Source organism: Streptomyces hiroshimensis (assembly GCF_014650335.1).
In the GTDB taxonomy this organism is placed as follows: domain Bacteria; phylum Actinomycetota; class Actinomycetes; order Streptomycetales; family Streptomycetaceae; genus Streptomyces; species Streptomyces hiroshimensis.
Genome location: NZ_BMUT01000007.1, coordinates 1 through 21,018 on the forward strand (window position 1 = coordinate 1; position 21,018 = coordinate 21,018).

23 protein-coding genes are annotated in these 21,018 nt (G+C 71.8%); 12 read left to right on the plus strand and 11 right to left on the minus strand.

The window, feature by feature from the left end; genetic code table 11:
- Together IE241_RS16980 and IE241_RS16985 are read right to left on the minus strand one after the other, a co-directional pair.
- Nucleotides 1–239, minus strand: a 239-nt coding sequence (locus IE241_RS16980) for a biotin carboxylase N-terminal domain-containing protein (protein ID WP_308433712.1), incomplete at its 3' end; no start/stop codon positions are given.
- 151 nt (nt 240–390) lie between these two features.
- Nucleotides 391–1,179: a response regulator transcription factor gene (locus tag IE241_RS16985; protein ID WP_190022606.1), complete on the minus strand. Its 789-nt coding sequence runs from the start codon at nt 1,177–1,179 to the stop codon at nt 391–393.
- Nucleotides 1,180–1,569: 390 nt separating this feature from the next.
- Here IE241_RS16985 and IE241_RS16990 point away from each other — a divergent pair, with 390 nt between their 5' ends.
- Nucleotides 1,570–2,247, plus strand: a complete 678-nt coding sequence (locus IE241_RS16990) for a ScbR family autoregulator-binding transcription factor (protein WP_190022607.1) — start codon at nt 1,570–1,572, stop codon at nt 2,245–2,247.
- A 517-nt stretch (nt 2,248–2,764) separates the two neighbouring features.
- Here IE241_RS16990 and IE241_RS16995 read toward each other — a convergent pair.
- Complete coding sequence (locus IE241_RS16995; RefSeq protein ID WP_190022608.1) at nt 2,765–3,442, minus strand: ScbR family autoregulator-binding transcription factor; 678 nt, start codon at nt 3,440–3,442, stop codon at nt 2,765–2,767.
- Between the two features lie 221 nt (nt 3,443–3,663).
- On the opposite strand from IE241_RS16995, the gene IE241_RS17000 reads away from it, so the two are divergent.
- On the plus strand, nt 3,664–4,905 hold the full coding sequence (locus IE241_RS17000; protein WP_190022609.1) for a ScbA/BarX family gamma-butyrolactone biosynthesis protein: 1,242 nt from the start codon (nt 3,664–3,666) through the stop codon (nt 4,903–4,905).
- Nucleotides 4,906–4,988: 83 nt separating this feature from the next.
- On the opposite strand, the gene IE241_RS17005 is transcribed toward IE241_RS17000, so the two are convergent.
- Nucleotides 4,989–5,762 (minus strand): SDR family NAD(P)-dependent oxidoreductase, encoded by a 774-nt coding sequence (locus IE241_RS17005; protein ID WP_190022610.1) that lies wholly within the window; start codon nt 5,760–5,762, stop codon nt 4,989–4,991.
- Between the two features lie 136 nt (nt 5,763–5,898).
- On the opposite strand from IE241_RS17005, the gene IE241_RS17010 reads away from it, so the two are divergent.
- The 5 genes from IE241_RS17010 (at nt 5,899) to IE241_RS17030 (ending at nt 9,946) form a co-directional block, all read left to right on the plus strand.
- Nucleotides 5,899–7,098, plus strand: coding sequence for an FUSC family protein (locus tag IE241_RS17010; protein WP_190022887.1), 1,200 nt, complete (start codon nt 5,899–5,901; stop codon nt 7,096–7,098).
- Between the two features lie 300 nt (nt 7,099–7,398).
- Nucleotides 7,399–7,932, plus strand: coding sequence for a M48 family metalloprotease (locus IE241_RS17015; RefSeq protein ID WP_190022611.1), 534 nt, complete (start codon nt 7,399–7,401; stop codon nt 7,930–7,932).
- Nucleotides 7,917–9,068, plus strand: coding sequence for an MAB_1171c family putative transporter (locus tag IE241_RS17020; RefSeq protein ID WP_190022612.1), 1,152 nt, complete (start codon nt 7,917–7,919; stop codon nt 9,066–9,068). The genes IE241_RS17015 and IE241_RS17020 overlap by 16 nt, the downstream gene beginning before the upstream one ends.
- 27 nt (nt 9,069–9,095) lie before the next feature.
- Nucleotides 9,096–9,425: a thiamine-binding protein gene (locus tag IE241_RS17025; RefSeq protein ID WP_190022613.1), complete on the plus strand. Its 330-nt coding sequence runs from the start codon at nt 9,096–9,098 to the stop codon at nt 9,423–9,425.
- A 77-nt stretch (nt 9,426–9,502) separates the two neighbouring features.
- A complete protein-coding gene (locus tag IE241_RS17030; RefSeq protein ID WP_190022614.1) occupies nt 9,503–9,946 on the plus strand; it encodes a CBS domain-containing protein in 444 nt (147 codons plus the stop codon).
- Between the two features lie 54 nt (nt 9,947–10,000).
- Here the strand turns inward: IE241_RS17030 and IE241_RS17035 are convergent, their stop codons facing one another.
- From IE241_RS17035 to IE241_RS17050, 4 genes are read right to left on the minus strand one after another with little or no spacing between them, the layout of a single operon-like run.
- Nucleotides 10,001–11,272: a condensation domain-containing protein gene (locus IE241_RS17035; RefSeq protein WP_190022615.1), complete on the minus strand. Its 1,272-nt coding sequence runs from the start codon at nt 11,270–11,272 to the stop codon at nt 10,001–10,003.
- The gene (locus IE241_RS17040) at nt 11,269–12,207 is read right to left on the minus strand and encodes an NAD-dependent epimerase/dehydratase family protein (protein ID WP_190022616.1); all 939 of its coding nucleotides are present in this window, start codon (nt 12,205–12,207) and stop codon (nt 11,269–11,271) included. Before IE241_RS17040 ends, IE241_RS17035 begins: the two co-directional genes overlap by 4 nt.
- Complete coding sequence (locus tag IE241_RS17045) at nt 12,204–13,376, minus strand: GNAT family N-acetyltransferase (RefSeq protein ID WP_190022617.1); 1,173 nt, start codon at nt 13,374–13,376, stop codon at nt 12,204–12,206. The genes IE241_RS17040 and IE241_RS17045 overlap by 4 nt, the downstream gene beginning before the upstream one ends.
- Nucleotides 13,373–14,653: an aminotransferase class I/II-fold pyridoxal phosphate-dependent enzyme gene (locus IE241_RS17050; RefSeq protein WP_190022618.1), complete on the minus strand. Its 1,281-nt coding sequence runs from the start codon at nt 14,651–14,653 to the stop codon at nt 13,373–13,375. The genes IE241_RS17045 and IE241_RS17050 overlap by 4 nt, the downstream gene beginning before the upstream one ends.
- Before the next feature lie 313 nt (nt 14,654–14,966).
- Here IE241_RS17050 and IE241_RS17055 point away from each other — a divergent pair, with 313 nt between their 5' ends.
- The 5 genes from IE241_RS17055 to IE241_RS17075 all read left to right on the plus strand — a co-directional run bounded on the left by IE241_RS17055 (nt 14,967) and on the right by IE241_RS17075 (nt 18,879).
- Nucleotides 14,967–15,599: a hypothetical protein gene (locus tag IE241_RS17055; protein ID WP_190022619.1), complete on the plus strand. Its 633-nt coding sequence runs from the start codon at nt 14,967–14,969 to the stop codon at nt 15,597–15,599.
- Between the two features lie 284 nt (nt 15,600–15,883).
- Nucleotides 15,884–16,894: a carbohydrate-binding protein gene (locus IE241_RS17060; protein ID WP_190022620.1), complete on the plus strand. Its 1,011-nt coding sequence runs from the start codon at nt 15,884–15,886 to the stop codon at nt 16,892–16,894.
- Between the two features lie 250 nt (nt 16,895–17,144).
- Nucleotides 17,145–17,408 (plus strand): hypothetical protein, encoded by a 264-nt coding sequence (locus IE241_RS17065; protein WP_190022621.1) that lies wholly within the window; start codon nt 17,145–17,147, stop codon nt 17,406–17,408.
- A 145-nt stretch (nt 17,409–17,553) separates the two neighbouring features.
- A complete protein-coding gene (locus IE241_RS17070; RefSeq protein ID WP_190022622.1) occupies nt 17,554–18,285 on the plus strand; it encodes a Mut7-C RNAse domain-containing protein in 732 nt (243 codons plus the stop codon).
- 132 nt (nt 18,286–18,417) lie between these two features.
- Nucleotides 18,418–18,879 (plus strand): large conductance mechanosensitive channel protein MscL, encoded by a 462-nt coding sequence (locus IE241_RS17075; RefSeq protein WP_190022623.1) that lies wholly within the window; start codon nt 18,418–18,420, stop codon nt 18,877–18,879.
- Nucleotides 18,880–18,930: 51 nt separating this feature from the next.
- On the opposite strand, the gene IE241_RS17080 is transcribed toward IE241_RS17075, so the two are convergent.
- The 3 genes from IE241_RS17080 to ligD form a co-directional block, all read right to left on the minus strand.
- On the minus strand, nt 18,931–19,131 hold the full coding sequence (locus tag IE241_RS17080; RefSeq protein WP_190022624.1) for a hypothetical protein: 201 nt from the start codon (nt 19,129–19,131) through the stop codon (nt 18,931–18,933).
- Between the two features lie 199 nt (nt 19,132–19,330).
- A complete protein-coding gene (locus tag IE241_RS17085) occupies nt 19,331–19,750 on the minus strand; it encodes an SH3 domain-containing protein (protein WP_190022625.1) in 420 nt (139 codons plus the stop codon).
- 187 nt (nt 19,751–19,937) lie between these two features.
- Nucleotides 19,938–20,966, minus strand: coding sequence for a non-homologous end-joining DNA ligase (gene ligD, locus IE241_RS17090; protein ID WP_190022626.1), 1,029 nt, complete (start codon nt 20,964–20,966; stop codon nt 19,938–19,940).
- Between the last annotated feature and the right edge of the window lie 52 nt (nt 20,967–21,018).

Sequence of the window (21,018 nt, forward strand, 5' to 3'; positions counted from 1 at the left end):
CCGGGGTGAATGGCATCCGCCCCCGACTCGGCCGCCGCGGCAAGCACCTTGGCCACATCGAGGTAACTCGTCGCCGGGGTGTCACCGCCCAGCGCATACGCCTCATCAGCAGCGCGGACATGCAGCGCGTCCCGGTCCGGATCCGCGTAGACCGCCACACTGGCAATCCCGGCATCCCGGCACGCGCGAGCTACGCGGACAGCGATTTCGCCACGGTTGGCGATGAGCACCTTGCGCACGATGGATGTCCTCTTTCAAAGACGATCGGAAGTCAAAAGACGATCGGAAGTCATCGGATGTCGGTAGACCTAATCAGAGAACGGTCGAGTGGTGATCGATGAGGTCATCGTGTGCGGGGCGGCGTCGTCAGGCCGGCGGGAGGGGACGGGCTCAGGCCTGCCCGAAGCGGAAGCCGACGCCGCGGACGGTGATGATCCAGTCGGCGGATCCGAGCTTGCCGCGCAGGCTGCTGACGTGGGTGTCGATCGTCCGGCCGGGGCGGGACCAGGAGTCCTCCCAGACCTGGGCCATGAGCTGTTTGCGGGAGACGACCTTCTCCGGCCGGGAGGCCAGCAGGTGGAGGAGGTCGAATTCCTTGCGGGTGACGTCGATCCGGCGTCCGCCCAGGCGCACTTCGCGCAGGTCGGGGTCGATGGTCAGCGGCCCGCTGGTGATGACCTGCGCCGTGGGGCGCACCGCGGGGCGCGCACGGCGCATGACGGCTTCGATACGGGCCGTCAGCTCGCGGAAGCCGTAGGGCTCGACGACGTAGTCGTCGGCGCCGGCCTGCAGGCCGAGGACCCGGTCGAGCTCACCGGCCACGGCGCTCACCGCGATGATGGGGACCTCGCTGGCGGCCCTGATGGCCCGGCAGACCTCGAGGCCGTCCAGGTCGGGCAGTTCCGGATCCAGCAGGACGAGGTCCGCCGAACGGTACTCGTCGAGGGCCGCCTCCCCGGTGGCGACCGAGAAGGTCTCATAGCCGTGGCGCCGCAGTCTTCGGGTGAGTGTCTCACCGACGTGCGCGTCGCTTTCGATGACGAGGATCCGCAGGGTCTCACCCAGCCGCGCCAGGGCAGGGGATCGGTCCGCGGGGTGTTCCGCCCTCGGCCGCGGCACACGGCCCCCAGGACCCTCGCCCGGGTGCGCGTCGAGGAGAGTGCCGACCTGCTGATTCATCGCTGCTCCTGCACGTCCGCGCGGCGACGGTGCCGCGAACAACCGTTCACTGTGAGAGTACAAACCGGACTGTCGGTTTGTCAACGGGCTATAGGGCAAGGCGATGCCTCCACCCACAGAAGCCTCATATCGGTCATCAACGGATGGCGCCGACCGGGAATCCGGGTCAACTTGCCTCACAAAAAGAGGGTTTATGAGCACTCACAAGAGGGGAACCCGACCGCCACCACCTCGCCGGTCGCCACAGTACGCAACATGAGAGGTACAGGCCGTGCGGGACCTTCGAGCGCCAGATACTCCACATAAGGAGCATCTCGGGCGGCGACAGTAGAAATAAAACCAGTTAGTTGGTTTCATGTTGCTCATGACGTCGTCCTCCAGGAGTTGCCGGTGACGAAGCAAGAACGGGCCATGAACACCCGGCACGCACTGATCCGCTCCGCAGCCCAGGCCTTCGATCAGTTCGGCTACACCCGCGCCAAGCTCGCCGGCATCAGCGCCGGCGCCGGGGTGAGCTCGGGCGCCCTGCACTTCCACTTCGACACCAAGGCCGCCATGGCCGCAGCGGTGGAGTCCGAGGCCGCCCGGACCCTGCACGCCCTGACCCGGCACGCCCACCGCAAGAGCCCCTCCCCCCTGCAGGCGCTCATCGACTCGTCGCACGTCATCGCCCAGCAGCTGCGGTGGGACGTCGTGGTGCGCGCAGGCTTTCACCTCAACTGCCGTACCGCACACCACTCCGAGACGAATCTGCGCCAGGAATGGCTCGAGTGCGTACGACACACGCTGGAGCGGTCGGCGACCCACGGGCAGACGCCGCCGCAGGCCGTGCGCGAGGAGCTGACCGCCGCGGTCGTTGGCGCGACCGCCGGATTCGAGGCCTTGGCGCGTCACGACCGCACCTGGCTCTCACGTCACACCCTGACCGGCCTCTGGCACACTCTGCTGCCGCAGCTGGCCACACCCAAGGCCCTGGCCCAACTGCAGCCCGCCGGCACGGAGTCCGTCATCCACGCAACCGGCCCCACTGCCGACCGGCCCGCCGCGGCCCACGCGCTCCGCGGCTGAGCTCCCGCAGCACCCTCCCGAAAAAGAGACCGGCGGCCACGGCACCGCCACCACAAGGCCCGCAATGTCCGTTGCGGGCCTTTGCCGTGCCCGGAAAGACACAGAGAAACCAACCATGCGGTTTCTCACGCAGACGAGCTCGATCGCCGCCCCGGCCAGACATTCGCCCAGGTCACTCGATACGTATGGGATTCCCGTCGACCCTTGACAAACAGGATGGCCGGTTTGTTAGCGTCCCTGACGTCGGATCACCCGAGGGCCTCACTGTCACGAGCAGCGGCTCCGGGACAGCTTTTCGATGCCGCGCAGGGGTAACGAGGAGGGCTCGTACCCATGGCACCACGCGCCCGCGCCGGCATCGGCCATAGGACACAGGGGGAAAGCGTGGACGTCGTCACCCGTGGCAGGGCGGAGGGCTCGCCACTCCATGCGGCAGCGGTCCTGCACAGCCCGCCGCCCGCACATCTTCTACGCGTTCTACGCGCCCGGCGTCACCGCCGGGCCACTACTTCGGTCGTCAGGAGGCGGCGGATGCCGTTTCCTGACGGCGTTCCTGCTCGCGCTGGGCCTGGTGCGCCTCCCAGACCCTCGTCCCCCGGTCCGGGGCCGTGTCCAGCGCCCGCAGTGCACCCGGCACCGCGACACCCGGCAGCATCGTGTCGTAGAGCAGCGCGACCCGCTCCTCCAGGGAGTCGCCCCCGTCGAGTGCCGTCGACAGGACCTCGACGCCCGTCCAGGCGCTCACGAACAGCGTGGCGATCCGGTCCGCGTCCACGTGGGGCAGCAGCTCCCCCTGCTCCTTCGCCGCGGCCAGCTGTCCCGCGATGAAGGCGATCCACGCCGGCCAGGACGTGCCGAAGAGGTCCCGCGCCTTGCGGTCGGCCGACAGCCGGATCGCAGCGCTCAGCAGCGGCTCGCGCGGCAGCCGGTGCGCCAGCACCATGCCGACGTCCACCCACTCCTGCAGGCGCGACTCCTGGGGCATGACGCCTTCGGTGGTCAGAGCCTCACTGAGGACGCCGCGCGCCAGCTCCTCCTTGGAGGCGAAGTGGAAATACAGCGCCCCCTTGGTCACGCCCGCGCGTCCGAGGATCTCCGCGATCGTCGCCGACTCGTACCCGTATTCGTCGAAGACCTCCCCTGCCGCCTCAAGGATGAGACGGCGCGTATGAATCGCCCGTGCCTGCTTCGCCATTGATTACCTCCCGATCACCGACAGTCAACCGCCACAAGACCGCTCACCCGGCGACATCCACAGTCCGCCCCGGTGCGGCGAATCCGGGGTCTTCCTCACCCGGCCCACCGGGTGACCGGCCCTCATACCCTGCCACCCACCCAAAAGCAAACCGGATAGTACGTATCTTATCACCGAGCCGGCTAACCACCGGGACGCACGAATCCACTCCGAGGAGAGACGTGTCTCAGATCCTGCTCAGCCCCGCTCCCCGTGCCGACGAGAGCACCCCGCAGCCCGCCGACCGGTCCGTTCCGTGCCGGAACATCCGAGTGCAGGCCGATCAGATCGACGCGTCCGGCCGGCTCCACGCCTCAGCCGCAGACCTTAGCGCCGAGACCACGCGGGAGGGCAGCGGCGGCAGCGGCGCCGGCGACGCCTCCGGCGGCCCCGGAGCCGACGGCGGCGGCCGCGTGGCCAAGGAGCTGGTCCACCTGAGCTTCGACGACGCCGTGTACCTCACCGGCTGCGAACAGCAGGATGCCACCCACTACACGGTCTCCGCGCTCTGGCCCGCCCACACGACCCACCGCATACCGGACCACGGCACCCACTACGAGACCCTCGTGGTCGCCCAGACCATTCGCCAGGCGGGCCTCTTCCTCGCCCACACCTCTTACGCGGCACCCCTGGACCACGCCACTCTCCTGCGCACCTTCTCCTACACCCTCAACCCGGATGCCGTCGTCGACACCCACCGGGCGACACCGCTGCACATCAACATCACGGCCACCCCCACCACAACGCGCAACAACCGCACCACCGCCCTCCACCTCCGCATGACCATCACCGCTGCCGGGTCCACCTCCGGGTCCACCGGCGAGCCCGGCGACACCGCCGAAACCGTTCTCGCCACCGGCGAGACGGCCTTCGAGTGGATTCCCCCGGCGGTCTACCGCCGTCTGCGGGGTGCGTACCACCGGCCGCCCACGACTCTGCCGCCCGTCACACCGCCGCTCCCGCCCGCGCAGGCCGGTCGCACCACGGCCGACGAGGTCGTGCTCAGCCCCACCGCGCAGCCCCGCACGTGGCAGCTGCGCCACCCCTTCGACAACACCGTCCTCTACGACCACGCCGTCGACCACGTCCCCGGTCTCGTGCTCATCGAGGCGGCCACCCAGGCCGCGTACACCATCACCGAGCCCGTCGGCAGCACCGGCACGTCCTCAGGTGCCGCCGCCGGCACCGGCTCGTGCGCCTGCGACCCGTCCGCTGTGGACGACGGCGCCTACCGTCCGCAGCCCACCACGACGCACACCACGTTCCACCGGTACGCGGAGTTCGACGCCCCCATCACCATCACGATCGACACCCGCACGGCTTCGCGCACCGTCACCCGCACGACGGTCGGGTACCAGAACGACGAGCCCGTCTTCACCACCACGCACACCGCTCCCGCGCCCGCGCCTGCTCCCGTCGCCTGACGGGCCGGGCGGACCACAGCGCAACACAGCGGAACACGGGCGGAGCCCGGCGGCCGGACCGGGCCGCCGGGCTCCGCGCCGCGTCACACCATCGTGAATCCGCCGTCCACCGGCAGGACCGCGCCTGTCACGAACGACGCCCGGTCGCTGCACAGCCAGGCCGCGGCCTCCGCGATCTCGGCCGGCTCGGCCGTGCGCGCCTGCGGCGTCAGGCGGTGGAGCTCGGGCTCGATGTGCGGGTTCCGCTCGAACCAGCCGGCGATGATCTCGCTCCGCGTCGTCCCGGGCGCGACCGTGTTCACCCGGATGCCGTGCGGCGCGTACTCCGCCGCAGCGGCCTTCGTCAGCCCGATCACCGCGTGCTTCGACGCGATGTACGGGGCGGCGGCGGGTATCGCCAGCATCCCGGCGACGCTGCTGTTGTTGACGATGGAACCGCCCGCCCCGGACTCCACCATCGCCGCGAGCTCGTGCCGCATGACGTTCCAGACACCTCGCACGTTCGTATCCATGATCGCGTCGTAGGCGTCGTCCTTCATCAGGTGCATCGGCTCCTGGTCCCAGCCGATTCCCGCGTTGTTGAACGCGGCGTCGAGACGCCCGTGCCGCTCCACCGCGAACTCCACCGCCCGCCGCGCGTCACCCTCATCTCGTAGGTCGCCCACGACGAATGCGGCGTCACCACCGCCCCCGCGGATCTCCTCGCACAGCGCTTCCAGGCGCTCGCCCCGGCGTGCCGTCAGCACCACCGCGGCCCCCTCACGCGCAAACACCTTCGCCGCGGCGGCGCCGATGCCGCTGCTCGCCCCCGTCACCAGAACACACTTACCGGCAAGAAAACCCTGATGTTCAGTCATGGCCGGAATCCTGCCATCACGCACCGGCCGCTCTCCCCCGGCCCCCGCCCGCCACCCGAGTGGCGCACCGGTGGCTCACAGGCGGGCGGGAAAGGGAAGGGACTCCGGTGTGCCCGGGCTTCGTGACCCCCTGACGATGCTGGTGAGGCGCGGCAGGGAGCCCGCGGTCGTGCAGACCGTCCGGTCCACCGCAGCCGCGGTGATCTCCTATGTCGTGGCGCTGGAGCTGAGCAGCGAACCGGCCCCGCTGACCGCGCCGCTCACCGCGCTGCTGGTCGTCCAGGTCACCCTGTACGCCACGCTCACCACAGGGGTGCGCCGGGTCAATTCCGTCGTGGCCGGCGTCCTGATCGCGATCGGTTTCAGCGTGCTGGTCGGGCTGTCCTGGTGGAGCCTCGGGCTGATCATCCTGGCCTCCCTCGTCATCGGGCGGTTCGTGAAGGCGGGCGAATTCGTCCCCGAGGTCGCGATCAGCGCGATGCTCGTCCTCGGGGTGACGCAGGTCGCGGAAACGGCGTGGGACCGGGTGCTGGAGACCCTGATCGGCGCGGTCGTCGGGATGTTGTTCAACGTCCTGCTCGTCCCCCCGGTATGGGTGCAGCCGGCAGGGGAGGCCATCGAGGATCTCGCCCGCCGGATGCGCCGGCTCCTGCAGGACATCGGCGAGGAGATCAGCGGGCACACCCCCGTGGAGAAGGCCGCGGCCCGGCTGCACGCGGCCCGGCGCCTCGACCACGACATCGTCCAGGTGGACGCCTCGCTGCGCCAGGCCGAGGACAGCCTCCGCCTCAATCCGCGCGTCAAGGAGGGGCTCCTCTACCGGGTCGTGCTGCGCACCGGGCTGGACGCGCTCGAGATCACCGCGGTGGTGCTGCGCGTGACCTGCCGGACCCTCACCGACCTCGCGAGCCACCGCAGGGAGGAATCGCTCTTCCCCGAAGAGACCGCCGCCGCGCTCCGGGAGGTCTTCACGAACATGGCCCTGGCGGTCGAGAACTTCGCCGTCGTCATCACGACACACGTCACCGCCAGCGCCGAACACGCCGAGGAGAACCTCACGCGCGAGCTGGAGGCCGCCCGGACCACCCGTGACCGCGCCGCGGACCTCCTCCTCCACCAGGTGCAGGAGCACCCGCGTCAATGGCAGCTGCACGGGGCGCTCCTCGCGGAGATCGACCGCATCCTCGACGAGCTCGACGTCGAGAAGCGCACCGAGCGGCTGACGGAGGAACTCGACCGCCACTCCCGGGAGCAGCGCGAGCGCTACCCGCGTCTCCACCGCATCGCCCAGCGCCTCCGCAGCAGCCGCTACGGCCGTCGCAGCACGCTCAAGTAGCCGTCGCAGCACGCTCGAACACCCGGTCGCGGCACGCTCGAACAGCCACCCGTCCGCCCCTACCCGGCCGCTTTCGCCGGCAACGTTCCGCAACCCTGGCGTGACGCGGCGCGGCGATCTACGATCACAGGCGGCTTGGGCATATGTGCGAGGGGGGCTCGTGGTGCTGCCATTGACCGCCTTGGGGTATGCAGTGCCGGCCCGCCGGCCCGCCGCCTCCTCCGGGGGGCCGCGGTGACCCGGCGCGGCTACCGGGTCATGTGCCCGCCCGTCCCTACGACCGCGGGAGAAGCGACTGAGATGCACTGGAGGCATCTGCGCCGCCGATGCCAGAAGGTGATCGGCCGGATTCCTGTGCCGGACCCTTTCTCCGCACAGGACCTGTGCGAACGCCTGGCCGCCGAACGTGACCGGCCGCTGCGTCTACTGGCTCTGCCCACACCGACCGTCCCCGGGACGCCGTCGGGAATGCTGCTGTCCGTCGAGACCGAGGACTTCATCCTCTACGACGGGCAGACCAGCCCGCTGCACCAGGAGCACATCATCGTCCATGAGATCGGGCACCTGGTGTGCAACCACCGCTCCGCGCTCGACGACACCCGGCTCCACCGCCATCTCGACATCACCGATCCCCATTCGGTGCGCCGGGTCCTGCCGCGGATCCGCTACGGCGACGAGCAGGAGCAGGAGGCGGAGATGATCGCCACCCTGATCCTGGAGGCGGCCGGGCGGGTGCCCGCGCCCACGCTGCTGTCGGGGATGCTCGGCGGCCTGGAGTCGGCGATGGGCCTGCGGGTGGGCCGTCCGACGGGGGCGTCGTGCTCACCTGGATAGAGAACGCGGGCATCGCCGCCCTGTGGACCGCGGCCGTCGTCAGGGCTCCGCAGGCCGTCCGGCACCGCGAGCAGCGGCCCCTGTGGTTCGCCGTCGTCATGATCGCCCTGGCGATGTCCCTGCACCTCGAACCCGTGACGGCCGTACTGGCGCGCATCGTCCCCGGGGCGCACTGGGTGGATCTGACGACCCATCTGTTCAGCATCGTCGACGCGGCGGCGGTCCTGTGGTTCATCCACGGGGCGGCCGGCCGCCATCGTCACACGCACCTGCTGTTCGGCACGGCGGCCGCCGTCATGACCGCCCTCGTCCTGCTGGACGTGCTGGGGCCGCCGCACGCGCGCAATCAGATCGCGCCGTCGCGGAGCACGGCGAGTGTGCCGGACGCCTACTGGTGGGTCTTCTTCGCCTTCCACCTCACGGCCGACACCTTGTGCGGCTTCGTGTGCTGGAGCCACGGCCGGCACGGCACGCCGCGCCTCCTGCGCTACGGGCTGCGCCTGTTCGGCACCGGCATCCTGCTGGCTTCCGCGCTGTGGTCACTCAAAATCGTCTATCTCCAGACGCGTTCGCCGGTGTTCGCGCCGCTGTTCTCGCCCGTCACCGGGGCCGAGGCGGCGTTCATGGCGCTCGGCGTGGCGCTGCCGGTGTTCGCCCGGCTGCGCACCCACCTGCAGTACCGCAGGTCCTACCGCGGTCTGGAACAGCTGTGGCAGGACCTGACCACGCATACGCCGGACGTCGTCCTGCGGCCTGCCAACCGCATCGGCGCGGCGGCCGTCCCCCTTCAGCTGCGTCTCTACCGGCGGGTCATCGAGATCCGCGACGCCATGATCGTCCTCCGTAACTACATTCCCCCGGCCACCCTCGACTCCATCCGCGTGCGCGTGGGCGGGCAGGCGCTGCCGGAACACCTGGTGGACGCGCACATCACGGCGTGCTGGCTCACGGCGGCGCTGCAGAACAAGCACGACGGGCTCAAGCCCCACGCCCAGACCGCCAACCTCACCGGGCCCGCGGCCGGGGACGACGCCCGGTCCTCGGCACGCAGCCTGACCCATGAGATCGACCACCTGCTGCTCGTCGCGTCCGCCTATCACGCGACCACGGCCGCCTCGCCGCGCGCGGGGAAATGAGAAGAAGAGAAGGGACGGCAGAACACCGTGCTCATCGCCTTCACCCTGACGCCCGTCGGCGTCGGAGAGAGCTTTCGCGACGAAATCGCCGACGCCGTGAAAATCATCCGCGAATCCGGGCTGCCGCACCGCTCGGACTCGATGTACACCATGATCGAGGGCGAGTGGGAGGAGGTCATGGACGTCGTCCGGCGGGCCACGGAGGCCGTCGCCGCGAGGGCGCCGCGGGTCCAGCTCGTCCTGAAAGCCGACCTCTGGCCGGGGATGCCCGGCATGCTGGACGGAAAGATCAGCACGTTCGAGCAGCACGTGGCCGGCCGCGACGCAGCGGCTCCGGCGCCGGACGGCACGGCCTGATCGGTGCGCGCATGGCGTCGAGTGGCCATCCGTGTTGCGATGGAGGGAGCAGACCTGCCACGACGGGAGGAGCGATCATGGCACGGAACAAGCCGCTCAAGGCCCGCGACATCATGACGGCGGGCGCGAAGTGCGTCGGCCAGCACGAATCGCTGCTGGACGCGGCGAAGATGATGCGCGAGCTGCACGTGGGCGCGCTGCCCATATGCGGTGACGACGACAGGCTCCAGGGCCTGGTCACCGACCGGGACATCGTCGTCCAGTGCGTGGCCGACGGCGTGGATCCGGCGAGTGTGGAGGCGGGTTCGCTCGGCGGAGAGCTGCACTGGATCGACGCGGACGCCCCTGCGACGGACGCCCTGTCGTCCATGGAGCAGCACCAGATCAAGCGGCTGCCGGTGATCGACGTGCAGAACGGACACCGCCTGGTCGGCATGATCTCGGAGGCCAACCTCGCACAGAACCTCTCCGACAAGCAGATCGCGGAGTTCGCGACGCGGGTGTACGCGGGCGCCCACTGACCACGCGCGTCAGGGGGCGAGGGCGGGCACCCGCCGGCTCTCGGCCGGCACCCGCTAGCTCTCGGGGCGGGCCAGAGCGAGCGTCCCGAGAGCCGTGGGTGCCACTGCCGCCCTGAGGTGGGTCATGGCTCTCTCGCACAGGCCCGCCGCATCGGGGTCGGTGGAGGTGACGCTGAAGAACATCCGGCCGCCGAAGCCGATCAGGATGACCAGCGGGGCGCCGGAGAGGCTGGTGTGGGCCACGCCGTGGAAGGCGGTCAGGCGCAGGTCGCCGTAGGTGTCCGGGATGGACATGCGGATGTTGCTGAGCGCCACGTCGAAGCGCGCCCCTCTCTTCTCGCTGCGGTGGAGCAGCGCAGTGATCATCTTGTGGGGCAGGGGCATGAGCCGGAAACCGGCCACGAGGGGGCGCAGTTCATCCGGGTGCAGACGGCGGTGCAGACGCTCCTTCACGTCACGGGCCCGGTGCCAGAAGCCGTCGTGTGGTCCCGGTTCGACGGGGAGCACGAAGCTGGCGGCGTAGAGGCCGACGGACTCCTGGGGAGCGGGCACGAGGATGCGGCGCAGGTCTGCCGCGACAGCGAGACGGGAGGGCCTGGAGTCCTGCCGGGCCCGGGCGAAGGCCGTGCAGAGGGCGGCGTGCACGGTGGTTTGCTCGGCGCGGCAGCGGTCGAGCAGCGCGGTCGTCTCAGCCTTGTCCAGCGTCCAGGTGCGGCAGGTCAGCGGTGTGGCGGGGCCGCAGGCCCGGACCGGTCCGGTGGCCTGGCCGGGGATGCGCAGGGACCGGGAGAGCTTGACGAGGTCGGAGGGGCGGACACGAGGTCCGGGCAGGAGACCGTCCGCGGGCGGCGCGGCGACCGCCGGTTGTTCCGTGGCGGGTGCGGCCAGGTGCTCGAGGATGTCGCGGATCACGATGGCGGCGGAATGGCCGTCCGCCACGACGTGGTGGAAGGCGGCGATCAGGTCGAACGACGTCCCGCCGTCGATGAGGACGAACCGCGCCAGGGGGCCGGTGGCGGGGTCGAACGGGCGCTGGAGTTCCTCCTCCATCACGCGGGTGAGGGTCCGTCCGGCGCCGGCGCGCACCACGCGCAGGGGCGTTTCGGGCACGTCTTGTGTGGTGAGCCAGGCCCGCCAGGGGCCGGTGCGCTCCACGCGGGCGCCCAGGAGGGGGTGCCGCGTGCGGACGGCTGCCAGTGCGTGCCGCAGCCGGCCGGGAGTGGTTCGTCCCTCCACGTGGACGGCTGCGACGACGGTGGCGGGCAGTGCTTCGCCCGCCGCCCAGACCACGCGTTCGTACGGGGAGAGACGTCGGCGCACGGTCATGTGCTGCTCCGGATGTCGAGGGGTGCGGGACTCGGCGTGGTGCGGAGTCCGTCGGGCCAGGTGATGCGGGGGGTGAAGGTGGGAAGGGTGCCGGGTGCGGTGGTCCAGGAGGGGTGCCGGGCCTCGCCGACCTTGTCCGGGTTGAGGATGCCGGTGCGGCCCAGGGTGCGGGCGGCGGCCAGGGCCAGGGGGACGGGGAGGTGCACCACCCGGGGCGGGCGGCGGCCCATGGCTGCGGCGACGGCCGCGCCGATGTCGCTCCACAGGTGTTCCATGCCGTCGCCTGCGTGGTAGACCGCGCCCGGCGTGCCGGATTCGGCGGCGGCGAGCAGGGCCCGGCACAGGTCGTCGACGTGCAGGAGGGAGTAGCGGCGGGGCCCGCGCCTGCCGACGGCGGGGAGCAGTCCCGTCCTGGCGGCCGCGGCCAGGCTCGGCAGGAAGTGGCGGTCGCCGGGCCCGTAGACGATGGGGGGCCGCACGGTGAGGGCGGGCAGGCGGGTGTCGGCCTCCTGCAGGGCCTGTTCGCCGCCGAGTTTGCTGCGGCCGTAGGCGGATACGGGGGCGGGCGGGTCGTTCTCGTGGCGCAGCCGTCCGGGACCGCTGGCAGCCAGTGAGGAGCAGTAGACGAGGCGGGGCGGGTGGGGCTGGGCGGCCAGGGCGGCCACCAGGCGCCGTGTGCCTCCGGTGTTGACGGTGGTGAGGGCCTGGGGGTCGGCGGCGTGGGTGAGGGCGGCGAGGTGGACGACGACGTCGGCGTCGGCGGTGGCCTCGCGGAGCCCGGTGCCGGTGACGAGGTCGACGGTCGCGGTGCGCGCGCCGGGGACGGGCCGCCGGGGGTCGCGTACGAGCGCGGTGACGTCGTGGCCGAGCGCGGTCAGGTGCGCGACGAGACGGGTGCCGATGAATCCGGTGGCGCCGGTGACGGCGTATCTCATCGGGCGGTGGCCGGGCGGGAGGCGGGGGTGACGGCGAGGGCGCGGTGGTAGAGGCGGTGGGTGCGGGTGTGGACGGCGCCCATGGCCCGGGCGTAGCGGGCGGCGTCCTGGTTGTCCTCCAGGATCCAGGAGTACTCGTTCTCGGTGTATCCGAGGCGGGCGGCGGCCTCCTGGGCCCGGCAGAAGAGGGCGGCCATCAGGCCGCGTCCGCGGTGTTCCTTGGTGATGCCGGAGGTGGAGGCGCGGGTGCGGGTGATGCGGCGGCGTGCGAGGGTGGCCCGGATCAGTCCCAGGGGCAGGCCCCATGTGGTGAGGCGGCCCCGGGCCGCGGCCAGCGCCTGGTTGGCGTCGGGGAGCCAGAGGGTGAACCCGGCGGGTTCGCCGTCGACTTCGGCGATCTGCAGCAGGTCGGGCTGGATGAGGGGCTTGAGGCGGCGGCTGAGGTGCCTGAACTCGGCGTCGGTGAGGGGCACGGAGGCGTAGTTCTCGGCCCAGGCGTCGTTGTAGATGCGCTGGACGGCCGCGAGGTCGCGGTCGTAGTGGCGGGGGTCGAGGGGCCGGATGCGTACGCCGGGGGCGGCCAGCGCGCGCCGGGCGGCGCGGCGGATGACGGCGGGGGCCTCGCCGTCCTGCGGTACGGGGCCGGTGAAGGTGTGGAGGTCCTTGGCCTTGGTGAAGCCGTGTTCGGTGAACAGCTCGGAGTAGTACGGGGGGTTGTGCGGCATCTGGACGGTGGGCGGCCCGTCGAACCCGTCGACGAGCAGGCCGCATTCGTCGTTGGTGGTGAAGCTCAGGGGTCCGAGCATGCGGTCGGCGCCCTGTTCGGCCAGCCAGCGGCCGGCGGCGGTGAACAGCGCACCGGCGACGGCCGGGTCGTCGACGGACTCGAAGAAGCCGATGTGGCCGGTGCCCGCCCGGTGGCGCTGCTGGAAGCGGGGGTCGATGTGGGCGGCGATCCGGCCCAGGAGGACGGGCCCCCGGTGGGCGATGAAGAGCTGGACGGTGCCGGTGGTGTGGAAGGGGTTGCGGCGGGGGTCGAGGCAGGCGCGCAGGTCGTGCTCGAGAGGGGCGACCCAGTGGGGGTCGTGGCGGTAGAGCTTGTAGGGCAGCCGGATGAAGGCCGTGGTGGCTGCGCGGCCCCGCACGGGGGTGATGGTGGGGTCGGTCATCGTGCGGTCTCCGGGGCGGGGGCCTGGCGGGGGCGGGCCAGGACGGGGACGGCGGGGGCGGGCGTGAGCCGGCGGGCGGCCGCGAAGGCGTCGGCGATGCGGTCCACATGGGTGTCGGTGTGGGTGGCCTGGAGGGTGACGCGGATGATGCAGCACCCTTCGGGTACCGCCGGGGGGCCGACGGGGTTGGTGTAGACGCCTTCGTCGAGCAGGCGCTGCCACAGCCCGACGCAGGCGGCGGCGTCCCCGGCCCGGACGGCGATGACGGGCCCGGCGGGTCCCGCGTCGCTCTCCCCCAGGACTGCTGCGGAGCCCGTGTCGTAGCCCAGGCCCGAGAGTCGTTCGCGGAGGCGGGCGGCGAGGGTCAGGACGCGGTGGCGCCGCCAGGGCTCGGCGATGCTGATCTCCAGGGCGCTCATGGCGGCCGCGAGGGCGGGCGGGGGCATGGAGGCGGAGAAGAGGATGGCCCGGGCCGCGTAGCGCAGATAGGTGATGACGCGGGTGGGCCCGGCGAGGAATCCCCCGGTGGAACCGAAGCACTTGGAGAAGGTGCCGGTGAAGAGGTCGACCCGGTCGTGGACGCCGAAGTGCTCGGCGGCGCCGCGCCCGGCGGGCCCCAGCAGCCCGATGTCGTGGGCGCCGTCGACGATGGTGCGGGCGCCGTGGCGGCGGGCCGCGGCCGTCAGCGCGGGCAGGGGGGCGAGTGCGCCGTCCATGGAGAACATGCCGTCGGTGACGACGGCCTTGGCGGCGGCGGGGTCGGCGTCGGTGAGCAGCCGCTCCAGGTGTACGGGGTCGCGGTGGCGGTAGCGCAGACGGTGGGCGGCGCCCAGCCGGATGCCGTCGATCAGCGAGGCGTGGTTGGCGTTGTCGCTGAGGACGACGTCGCCGGCGCCGAAGAGGGCCGCGAGGGCGAGGTTGGACTGGAAGCCCGTGGTGACCACTGCGGCGTCCTCGGTGCCGAGGAAGTCCGCTACGGCGGCCTCCAGTTCGCCGTGGAGCGGGAGGGTGCCGTTGAGCGTGCGGGCGCCCGAGCAGGAGGCTCCGTAGGTGCGGAGGGCGGCGCCTGCGGCGGCGGTGACCCTGGGGTCGGTGGCCAGGCCGAGGTAGTCGTTGCAGCCGGCCATCACGACCTGGCGTCCGTCCATGACGGCCTCGCCGTCACGGGCGTGGAGGGGGCGGTAGTAGGGGCGGACCGGTGTGGCGTGGACGGCGCGCAGGAAGGGGGACGCCAGGGGCTTGTCGAAGAGGTCGGCGGATCGGTTGCTGTCGGGCATGGGGGCGTGGGGCTCATTCCGTCGGCGGGAGGGAGCGGGGCGTGTGCACGGGGTGGGGCACGGGAGGAGCGGGGTGGTGCGGGGGTGGTGCGCCCTGCAGCCTGCCCTGCGATGACGCGCGGAGCCAGGACGTCGGGGCCGCTTTCACTCACGCGTGGTCGTCATTGGCTTTTCCGCTCGTAGCTCTATACGATCGCGCGCCTCCCGGACCGGGGATGCACCGGCGCCGTCGGCTCATGCCGGGTTGCGGGGTGGTGGGGCCGGGCGCAAGGTGAGCGTAAAGATCACCCGTCTTGCCCGAAGGAGTTCGTTCATGGGTGCTTCCCGCAGAACCGCTCTCATGGTCTCCGGTGTTCTCTGTGGTGCGCTGACCCTGGGTGCGGCCGGTTCCGCCGGCGCGTCGGCCGGCTTCCCGCCCCCGATGCCGCCCACGACGCCCGTGGTGCTCAAGCCGTCGGCCGCGGACCCCGAGGCGCTGCGCGAGGCGGCCGCCGGCGGGGCCCGGGCCATCGATCGCAATGTGATCGGGCAGCGGGCTGCGGAGGCCGTCGAGGAGTGCTCCGCGGCCGCGCCGGAGGCCGGGCCGGCCGGGGACGCGGAACAGGGCGAGACGTGCACGGCACTGAAGGGACACCTGGAGGAACTGCACCGGGCCCGGGCGGCGCTGGCCGAGCAGGCCAAGGCCGCCCGGCCGGACGTGAAGAAGATGACCACGGCCACCACGGACGCCGCCGCGGCCACGGCGTACCTGGCCAAGGACGGCGTCGACGTCTCCGATCTGGCCCGCGGCCCGGGGCGCAAGGGCGACCGGTTCGACCGCCGCGAGTCCTCGGGGCTGCTGTCGGTGGTCACGTGGCTGCTGGGCGGTCTGGTGCACACGGTCGGCGGTGTCGTCGGCGGACTGGCGGGCCTGGTCGGCGGGGTGCTGCAGGGAATCCTGGACTGAGCGCCGGCGGAACCGGAAGGGCGGGCGGCGCGGGCTCCGGCGGGGCCCGCGCCGCCTGCCGCACCGCCGCACCGCCCTGCCGCACCGGCCCCGCCCGGCATCCCTCGCCTCGTGAGTCCCCATGAGTCCCTGTGAGTCCCAGGGCCCCTCTATCTCTTGACACTTCAGAGGTTGTCATGGACATTCTCACCGCTTGGACCGGTCCAATCCCCGGCCGCCGCCCCCGGCGGCGCCGCGCTCCCACCCCCCCCACCGCACTCCCCTGCGCCCTGCCCGGAGGAGCCATGAAGAGATCCCGTTCCCGCCGCTCGCGCACCCGCAGCGCCGCGGCCCTGCTGTCCGCGTTGTCCGCCCTGGCAGCAGTGGCCGCCCTCGGCAGCGCGGCACCCGCGGCCTCCCACCCCCGGCCGGTGCAGCCGGCGGCGTCCGCGGACCCCGCTCCCACCCCCTCCCCCGGCGCCCCGCACCGGGGGACGGTCGCCGGCGCCCGCGCGCCCGGCCACTCCACCGCCCGCGACCGGGCCGTCCGCATCTTCGCGGAGGGCCGCCGGGCCGCCACGTCGGCGGGTTCGCTGAGCAACCACGCGCGCCCAGCCCGCGACGGGACCGCGACCCCCGAGGCCGACCTCACGCACAACTGGTGGGGCGTCTTCCCCCAGCCCGGCACCCACGACGGCATCGTGGCCACCCACAGCGTCGACGCCTCCTACCGCGTCTCGGACAGCGAGAACTTCACCTACTCCCCCACCACCAAGGCGCAGAACTCGTGCATGGAAGTGGTCACGGCCTACTGGAGCAGCGGCAACGAGATCTGGGCCTGGGACTGGTGCTCCAGCCCCGGAGGGCCCGCCAAGGTCCTCGCCGTCGACGCCGCGTTCCTCTCCACGTACACGAACGGCGCGACCGGGCGCCCCGCCTACAGCGTGCAGATGGTCCAGGACGACGCCTCGGCGAACCAGTGGTCCGCGTACCTCTACAACTACCGTACGGCCGGCTGGGACCTGCTCTTCCGTAACGCGGGCAAGGACCGGAGCGGGCTCGCGCACGGCTGGGACATGTTCGAGATCTATGCGAGCGTCAACCCCGCGACGGGCACGGGCTACTACTGCAGCGAGGCCAGGAACACCGTCTTCGACTCCAGCTCCGTCGCGCTGCGCAGCCGCGGGACGTGGAAGCCCGCCCGGCCGGCCGACTCGCCGTGGACCGAGACCAGCCCCCAGGGCCGTGACTTCCTCTGCCCGCCCCTGAAGTTCCTCCAGGCCGGCGCCAACGACCACTGGACGGTCCGCCAGTAGCCGTCCCGCCGGGGCATCCGCCACGGAAATCCCCGCGCAGCTACGCGCCTACGCCGCTACACCGTTACGCCCCTACGTACAGTAATCAACCCGCCAGAACTCCTGAGCGGACAGCGGCGAAAACCGAAGGTGCGCCAGGGGAAGAGGACTACCCGGCCTCGGCCGCTGTCACACGCTGCGTCACCGGAGCGGGGGAGAGATCCGCGGATCCGCCCTCCTCCGCCCGGTGCGTCCCCCGAGAGTTGCACTCATGAGCCTCACCACTGCAGGCAAAACTCCCGGACCCGTCCGCTTCTACCTGGCGTGCGACCACCACGGCTGCACCACGCACACCACCTTCGACCTCGTCATCCCCGACCCCGGCCCCTCGCGCGACGACGACCTGTGGGGACACCTCCTGCACCACACGTACACGGCCACGCCCCACATCAAGGAGCTCGGCTGGAGCTACCTCCACGGAAACGGCTACACCTGCCCCACCCATCAAGTGCCGGCCCTGCCCAGCGCCTCCTGACGTCCTGCCGTCCTGACGTCCCGTCGAGGCGCCTCCCGGCTCCGGCCCCTGCCAGAGGGGCCGGGCCCGGGCCGGCGGAGACTCCCCCGCGACCGCACCCGGCCCCGGCACGGGAGCACGCCCCCGCAAGTGGCATGCTGACGGCGTGAGACCGGAAATCCATGTCACCGTCGCCCCTGAGCTGCAGCTCTTCGTCAACTCCGAGCTTCGGCGGAAGCGGGCGCCCGTCGCGATCGACGCGTCGTCGTCGCTGGGCCACGTCGTCGAGTCGCTGGGCGTTCCGCTCACCGAGGTCGGCCGGCTGCTCGTCGACGGCCGCCCGGCCCGGGCGGCCCACGTCCCCGCGGCCGGGGAATCCGTGGAGGTGCGCCCCGTCGAGCGCCCGCAGCAGGTGCCCGGCGCGCCGCTGCGCTTCCTCCTCGACGTGCATCTCGGGACGCTCGCACGCCGGTTGCGCCTTCTGGGCGTCGATGCGGCCTACGAGAGCGAGGACATCGGCGACCCCGCCCTCGCGGCGCTCTCCGCGGCGGAGCGCAGGGTGCTGCTCAGCCGTGACCGCGGACTGCTGCGTCGGCGCGAGATATGGGCCGGTGCCTACGTCTACAGCGACCGCCCCGACGAACAACTGCGCGACGTCCTGAGCCGCTTCATGCCGGTGCTCGCACCGTGGACGCGGTGCACCGCCTGCAACGGGCGGCTCGCGGAGGCCGAGAAGGACACCGTCGCGGAGCGGCTGGAGCACGGGACGCGGCGGACGTACGACGTCTTCGCGCAGTGCACCGCCTGCGAGCGCGTGTACTGGCGCGGGGCGCACCACGAGCGGCTGGAGACCATCGTCGAGGACGCCGTGCGGGAATTCGGCGGACCGGCGGTCTGAGCCGCCCGCCGGGGCGTGCCGTACCGCTGAGGGCGGCTTGACGGAATGTAGCGTGCTGTCCGGATTCCGCAAGCCGGTTCCGACTCCGGGAGCCGGTCGTGCACGGGAGCCGGTCGCGTCCGGAGGACGGTCATGCTCAAAGGATTCAAGAACTTCGTCATGCGCGGCGACATCGTCGCCATCGCCGTAGGCCTGATCATCGCACTGGCCCTCAGCACGCTCATCAAGGCGTTCACCGACTTCATCGTCAACCCGGTCATCGCCCGGGCCCAGGGAGGGCATTCGATGGGGCTGGGCTGGCAGCTCGGCCGGGCGGGCAACAAGAACACGTACCTGGACCTCGGCTCGTTCCTCTCCGCGGCCGTCTACTTTCTCGTCTTCATGGCCGTGGTGTACTTCTTCATCGTCGTCCCGTACAAGCACGTGCAGGCGCGGCGCGGGGTCGTGGTCTTCGCGGATCCGGGCCCGCTCAAGACCTGCCCGGCCTGCCTGTCGGAGGACCTCCCCGCGGCGGCGCTCAAGTGCCGCTACTGCGGCAGCGAACAGCCGCCGGCGGCGGCGCCGGCCGGGAGCCCAGCGCCCGGGACCCGCTGAGGATCGGCCCTGCGGAAGGCTCCGGCCCGGCGGAGACCCGGCCCGCCGGGGTCAGGGCCAGGTGCGGTTGCGGGCCTCGGCACGGGCGCGGCGCTCCTCCGTCCGGGTGCGGCGCTCCTCCGCGGCGCGCCGCACCCCCTCGGCCCGTCGCTCCGCGTAGCCGTTGGGCTCCACGACATGGAAGCACTGGCCGCAGACGTAGCCGCCCTCGGGGCCCTCGATAACCGGATTCAGACAGTCCTTACACAGCATCACGACAGCATTCGGCCGGGAAACAACGACATCACCCATTATTCCGCCCGCCTCCCGCGACGACAGCACAATCCGTCGCCGTCAGCCACCCGGAGTAACCGGCGCGGTGCGCGGTACCACTCCCCTATATGCGTCCTATAGGGGAGTGGTGAGGCGGGCGGACGGACCGTGAAGGCGGGCGGCAGCCGGTGACGGCGGCTCAGCCCATCGCGGCCCGGGTGGCGGGGGCGTCGTCCAGGGTGCCGCGGTTGACCTCCTTGCACAGCGGGACGGCGCTGACGTTGCCGACGTAGGCCGCCGAGACCCAGGTGGGGCGGTTGCGCAGCAGGTACCAGACGTCGTTGCCGCCGACCGTCTGGGCGTGGACCTTGCAGCGCAGGGTGATTTTGGCGCCGCGGGCGAAGGTTCCGCGCACCGACGAGTCCGTGCTGGGGTACATGCGCTCGTTGACGCCCGTGGGGCTGGTGATCGTACCGGCGGGGCGTTGCGGGACCGGCGGGACGCCGGGGCCCGAGGCCGCCTGGGCCGAGCCGGCGACCAGCAGCGAGCCGGCCAAGGCGGCCGCAGCGATGGCGTCCGTCGAGATCTTCTTGCTGCGGGCTGCGATGGTCCTGGGCATGGGGGCTCCCTGTGTAACGGGGTGGATGAAGCAATGCCGACGTACCACGCCGCAATCTTTGATAAACCAGGGCAATTCACTCTCACCCCTTCGTACCACTGCCGGTCCGCTCCGCTCCATGACGGAACGTCAGGGACCACAGGGGTCAGCAGGGGTGTGGAAGGGATGCGGAAGGGGTGTCAGGGGCTCAGCCGGACGGAGGCGGCTCCTTGCGGGCCCGGCTGGGTTGCACGCGCTTCGGCTCGCCCTTCATCTTCGGGTGCTCCGGCGGATAGGGCAGGTCCCCCAGGCCGTGCTCGCGCTCGTCCCGGTCGGCCAGCTCCAGGGCGGCCTCCAGCCCGCACGGCCGGTCCTCCATGCCCGCGTGCAGGTCGCCCACGGCCTCGAAGCGGGCCGGCATGGTCGCCAGGTCGAAGTCCTCGGGCACCGCGTCGCCGGCCACCTCGTCCCACGTCAGCGGAGCGGAGACGGGGGCGTGCGGGCGGGGCCGCACCGAGTAGGCGCTGGCGATGGTGCGGTCACGGGCGGTCTGGTTGTAGTCGACGAAGACCTTGGCCCCGCGCTCCTCCTTCCACCACGCCGTGGTGATCTCCTTCGGCGAGCGCCGCTCCAGCTCGCGGGCGACGGCGATGGCGGCCCTGCGCACCTGAACGAACGTCCACCGCGGCGCGATGGGCACGAACACGTGCAACCCGCGCCCTCCGGACGTCTTGGGCCAGCCGATCAGGCCCAGGCCGTCGAGCACCTCCCGCAGCCCGAGGGCGGCCCGGACGGCCTCCGCATAGCCGGTGCCCGGCTGGGGGTCGAGGTCGATGCGCAGTTCGTCGGGGTGCTCGGTGTCCGTCCGGCGCACGGGCCAGGGATGGAAGGTCAGGCAGCCCAGGTTCGCGGCCCACAGCACGGCCGCCGCCTCGTTGGGGCAGATCTCGTCGGCGTAGCGGCCGCTGGGAAAGGCGATCCGCCCGGTCGGGATCCACGCGGGCAGGTTCTTCGGCGCCCTCTTCTGGAAGAAGGACTCCCCCTCGACCCCGTCGGGATAGCGCTCCATCGTGGTCGGGCGGTCCTTGAGCGCCCGGACGATGCCGTCGGCCACGGCGAGGTAGTAGCGGGCCAGGTCGTACTTGGTGAATCCGCGCTCGGGGAAGTAGACCTTGTCCGGGTGCGACAGCCGTACCGTGCGCTCCCCGACGGTGAGCTCCAGCGCCTCCTCTGCCATACCCCTCACGCTAGAGGCCCGCGCCGCACGGCGCCTGCGGGCGGCGGTGCGA

Excerpts from the sequence above, each read along its gene's own strand:
- IE241_RS16985 (WP_190022606.1), bottom strand. The coding sequence starts at position 1,179 with ATGAATCAGCAGGTCGGCACTCTCCTCGACGCGCACCCGGGCGAGGGT.
- IE241_RS16995 (WP_190022608.1), bottom strand. The coding sequence starts at position 3,442 with ATGGCGAAGCAGGCACGGGCGATTCATACGCGCCGTCTCATCCTTGAG.
- IE241_RS17005 (WP_190022610.1), bottom strand. The coding sequence starts at position 5,762 with ATGACTGAACATCAGGGTTTTCTTGCCGGTAAGTGTGTTCTGGTGACG.
- IE241_RS17010 (WP_190022887.1), top strand. The coding sequence starts at position 5,899 with ATGCTGGTGAGGCGCGGCAGGGAGCCCGCGGTCGTGCAGACCGTCCGG.
- IE241_RS17015 (WP_190022611.1), top strand. The coding sequence starts at position 7,399 with ATGCACTGGAGGCATCTGCGCCGCCGATGCCAGAAGGTGATCGGCCGG.
- IE241_RS17030 (WP_190022614.1), top strand. The coding sequence starts at position 9,503 with ATGGCACGGAACAAGCCGCTCAAGGCCCGCGACATCATGACGGCGGGC.
- IE241_RS17035 (WP_190022615.1), bottom strand. The coding sequence starts at position 11,272 with ATGACCGTGCGCCGACGTCTCTCCCCGTACGAACGCGTGGTCTGGGCG.
- IE241_RS17040 (WP_190022616.1), bottom strand. The coding sequence starts at position 12,207 with ATGAGATACGCCGTCACCGGCGCCACCGGATTCATCGGCACCCGTCTC.
- IE241_RS17045 (WP_190022617.1), bottom strand. The coding sequence starts at position 13,376 with ATGACCGACCCCACCATCACCCCCGTGCGGGGCCGCGCAGCCACCACG.
- IE241_RS17050 (WP_190022618.1), bottom strand. The coding sequence starts at position 14,653 with ATGCCCGACAGCAACCGATCCGCCGACCTCTTCGACAAGCCCCTGGCG.
- IE241_RS17055 (WP_190022619.1), top strand. The coding sequence starts at position 14,967 with ATGGGTGCTTCCCGCAGAACCGCTCTCATGGTCTCCGGTGTTCTCTGT.
- IE241_RS17060 (WP_190022620.1), top strand. The coding sequence starts at position 15,884 with ATGAAGAGATCCCGTTCCCGCCGCTCGCGCACCCGCAGCGCCGCGGCC.
- IE241_RS17065 (WP_190022621.1), top strand. The coding sequence starts at position 17,145 with ATGAGCCTCACCACTGCAGGCAAAACTCCCGGACCCGTCCGCTTCTAC.
- IE241_RS17075 (WP_190022623.1), top strand. The coding sequence starts at position 18,418 with ATGCTCAAAGGATTCAAGAACTTCGTCATGCGCGGCGACATCGTCGCC.
- IE241_RS17080 (WP_190022624.1), bottom strand. The coding sequence starts at position 19,131 with ATGCTGTGTAAGGACTGTCTGAATCCGGTTATCGAGGGCCCCGAGGGC.
- IE241_RS17085 (WP_190022625.1), bottom strand. The coding sequence starts at position 19,750 with ATGCCCAGGACCATCGCAGCCCGCAGCAAGAAGATCTCGACGGACGCC.
- ligD (WP_190022626.1), bottom strand. The coding sequence starts at position 20,966 with ATGGCAGAGGAGGCGCTGGAGCTCACCGTCGGGGAGCGCACGGTACGG.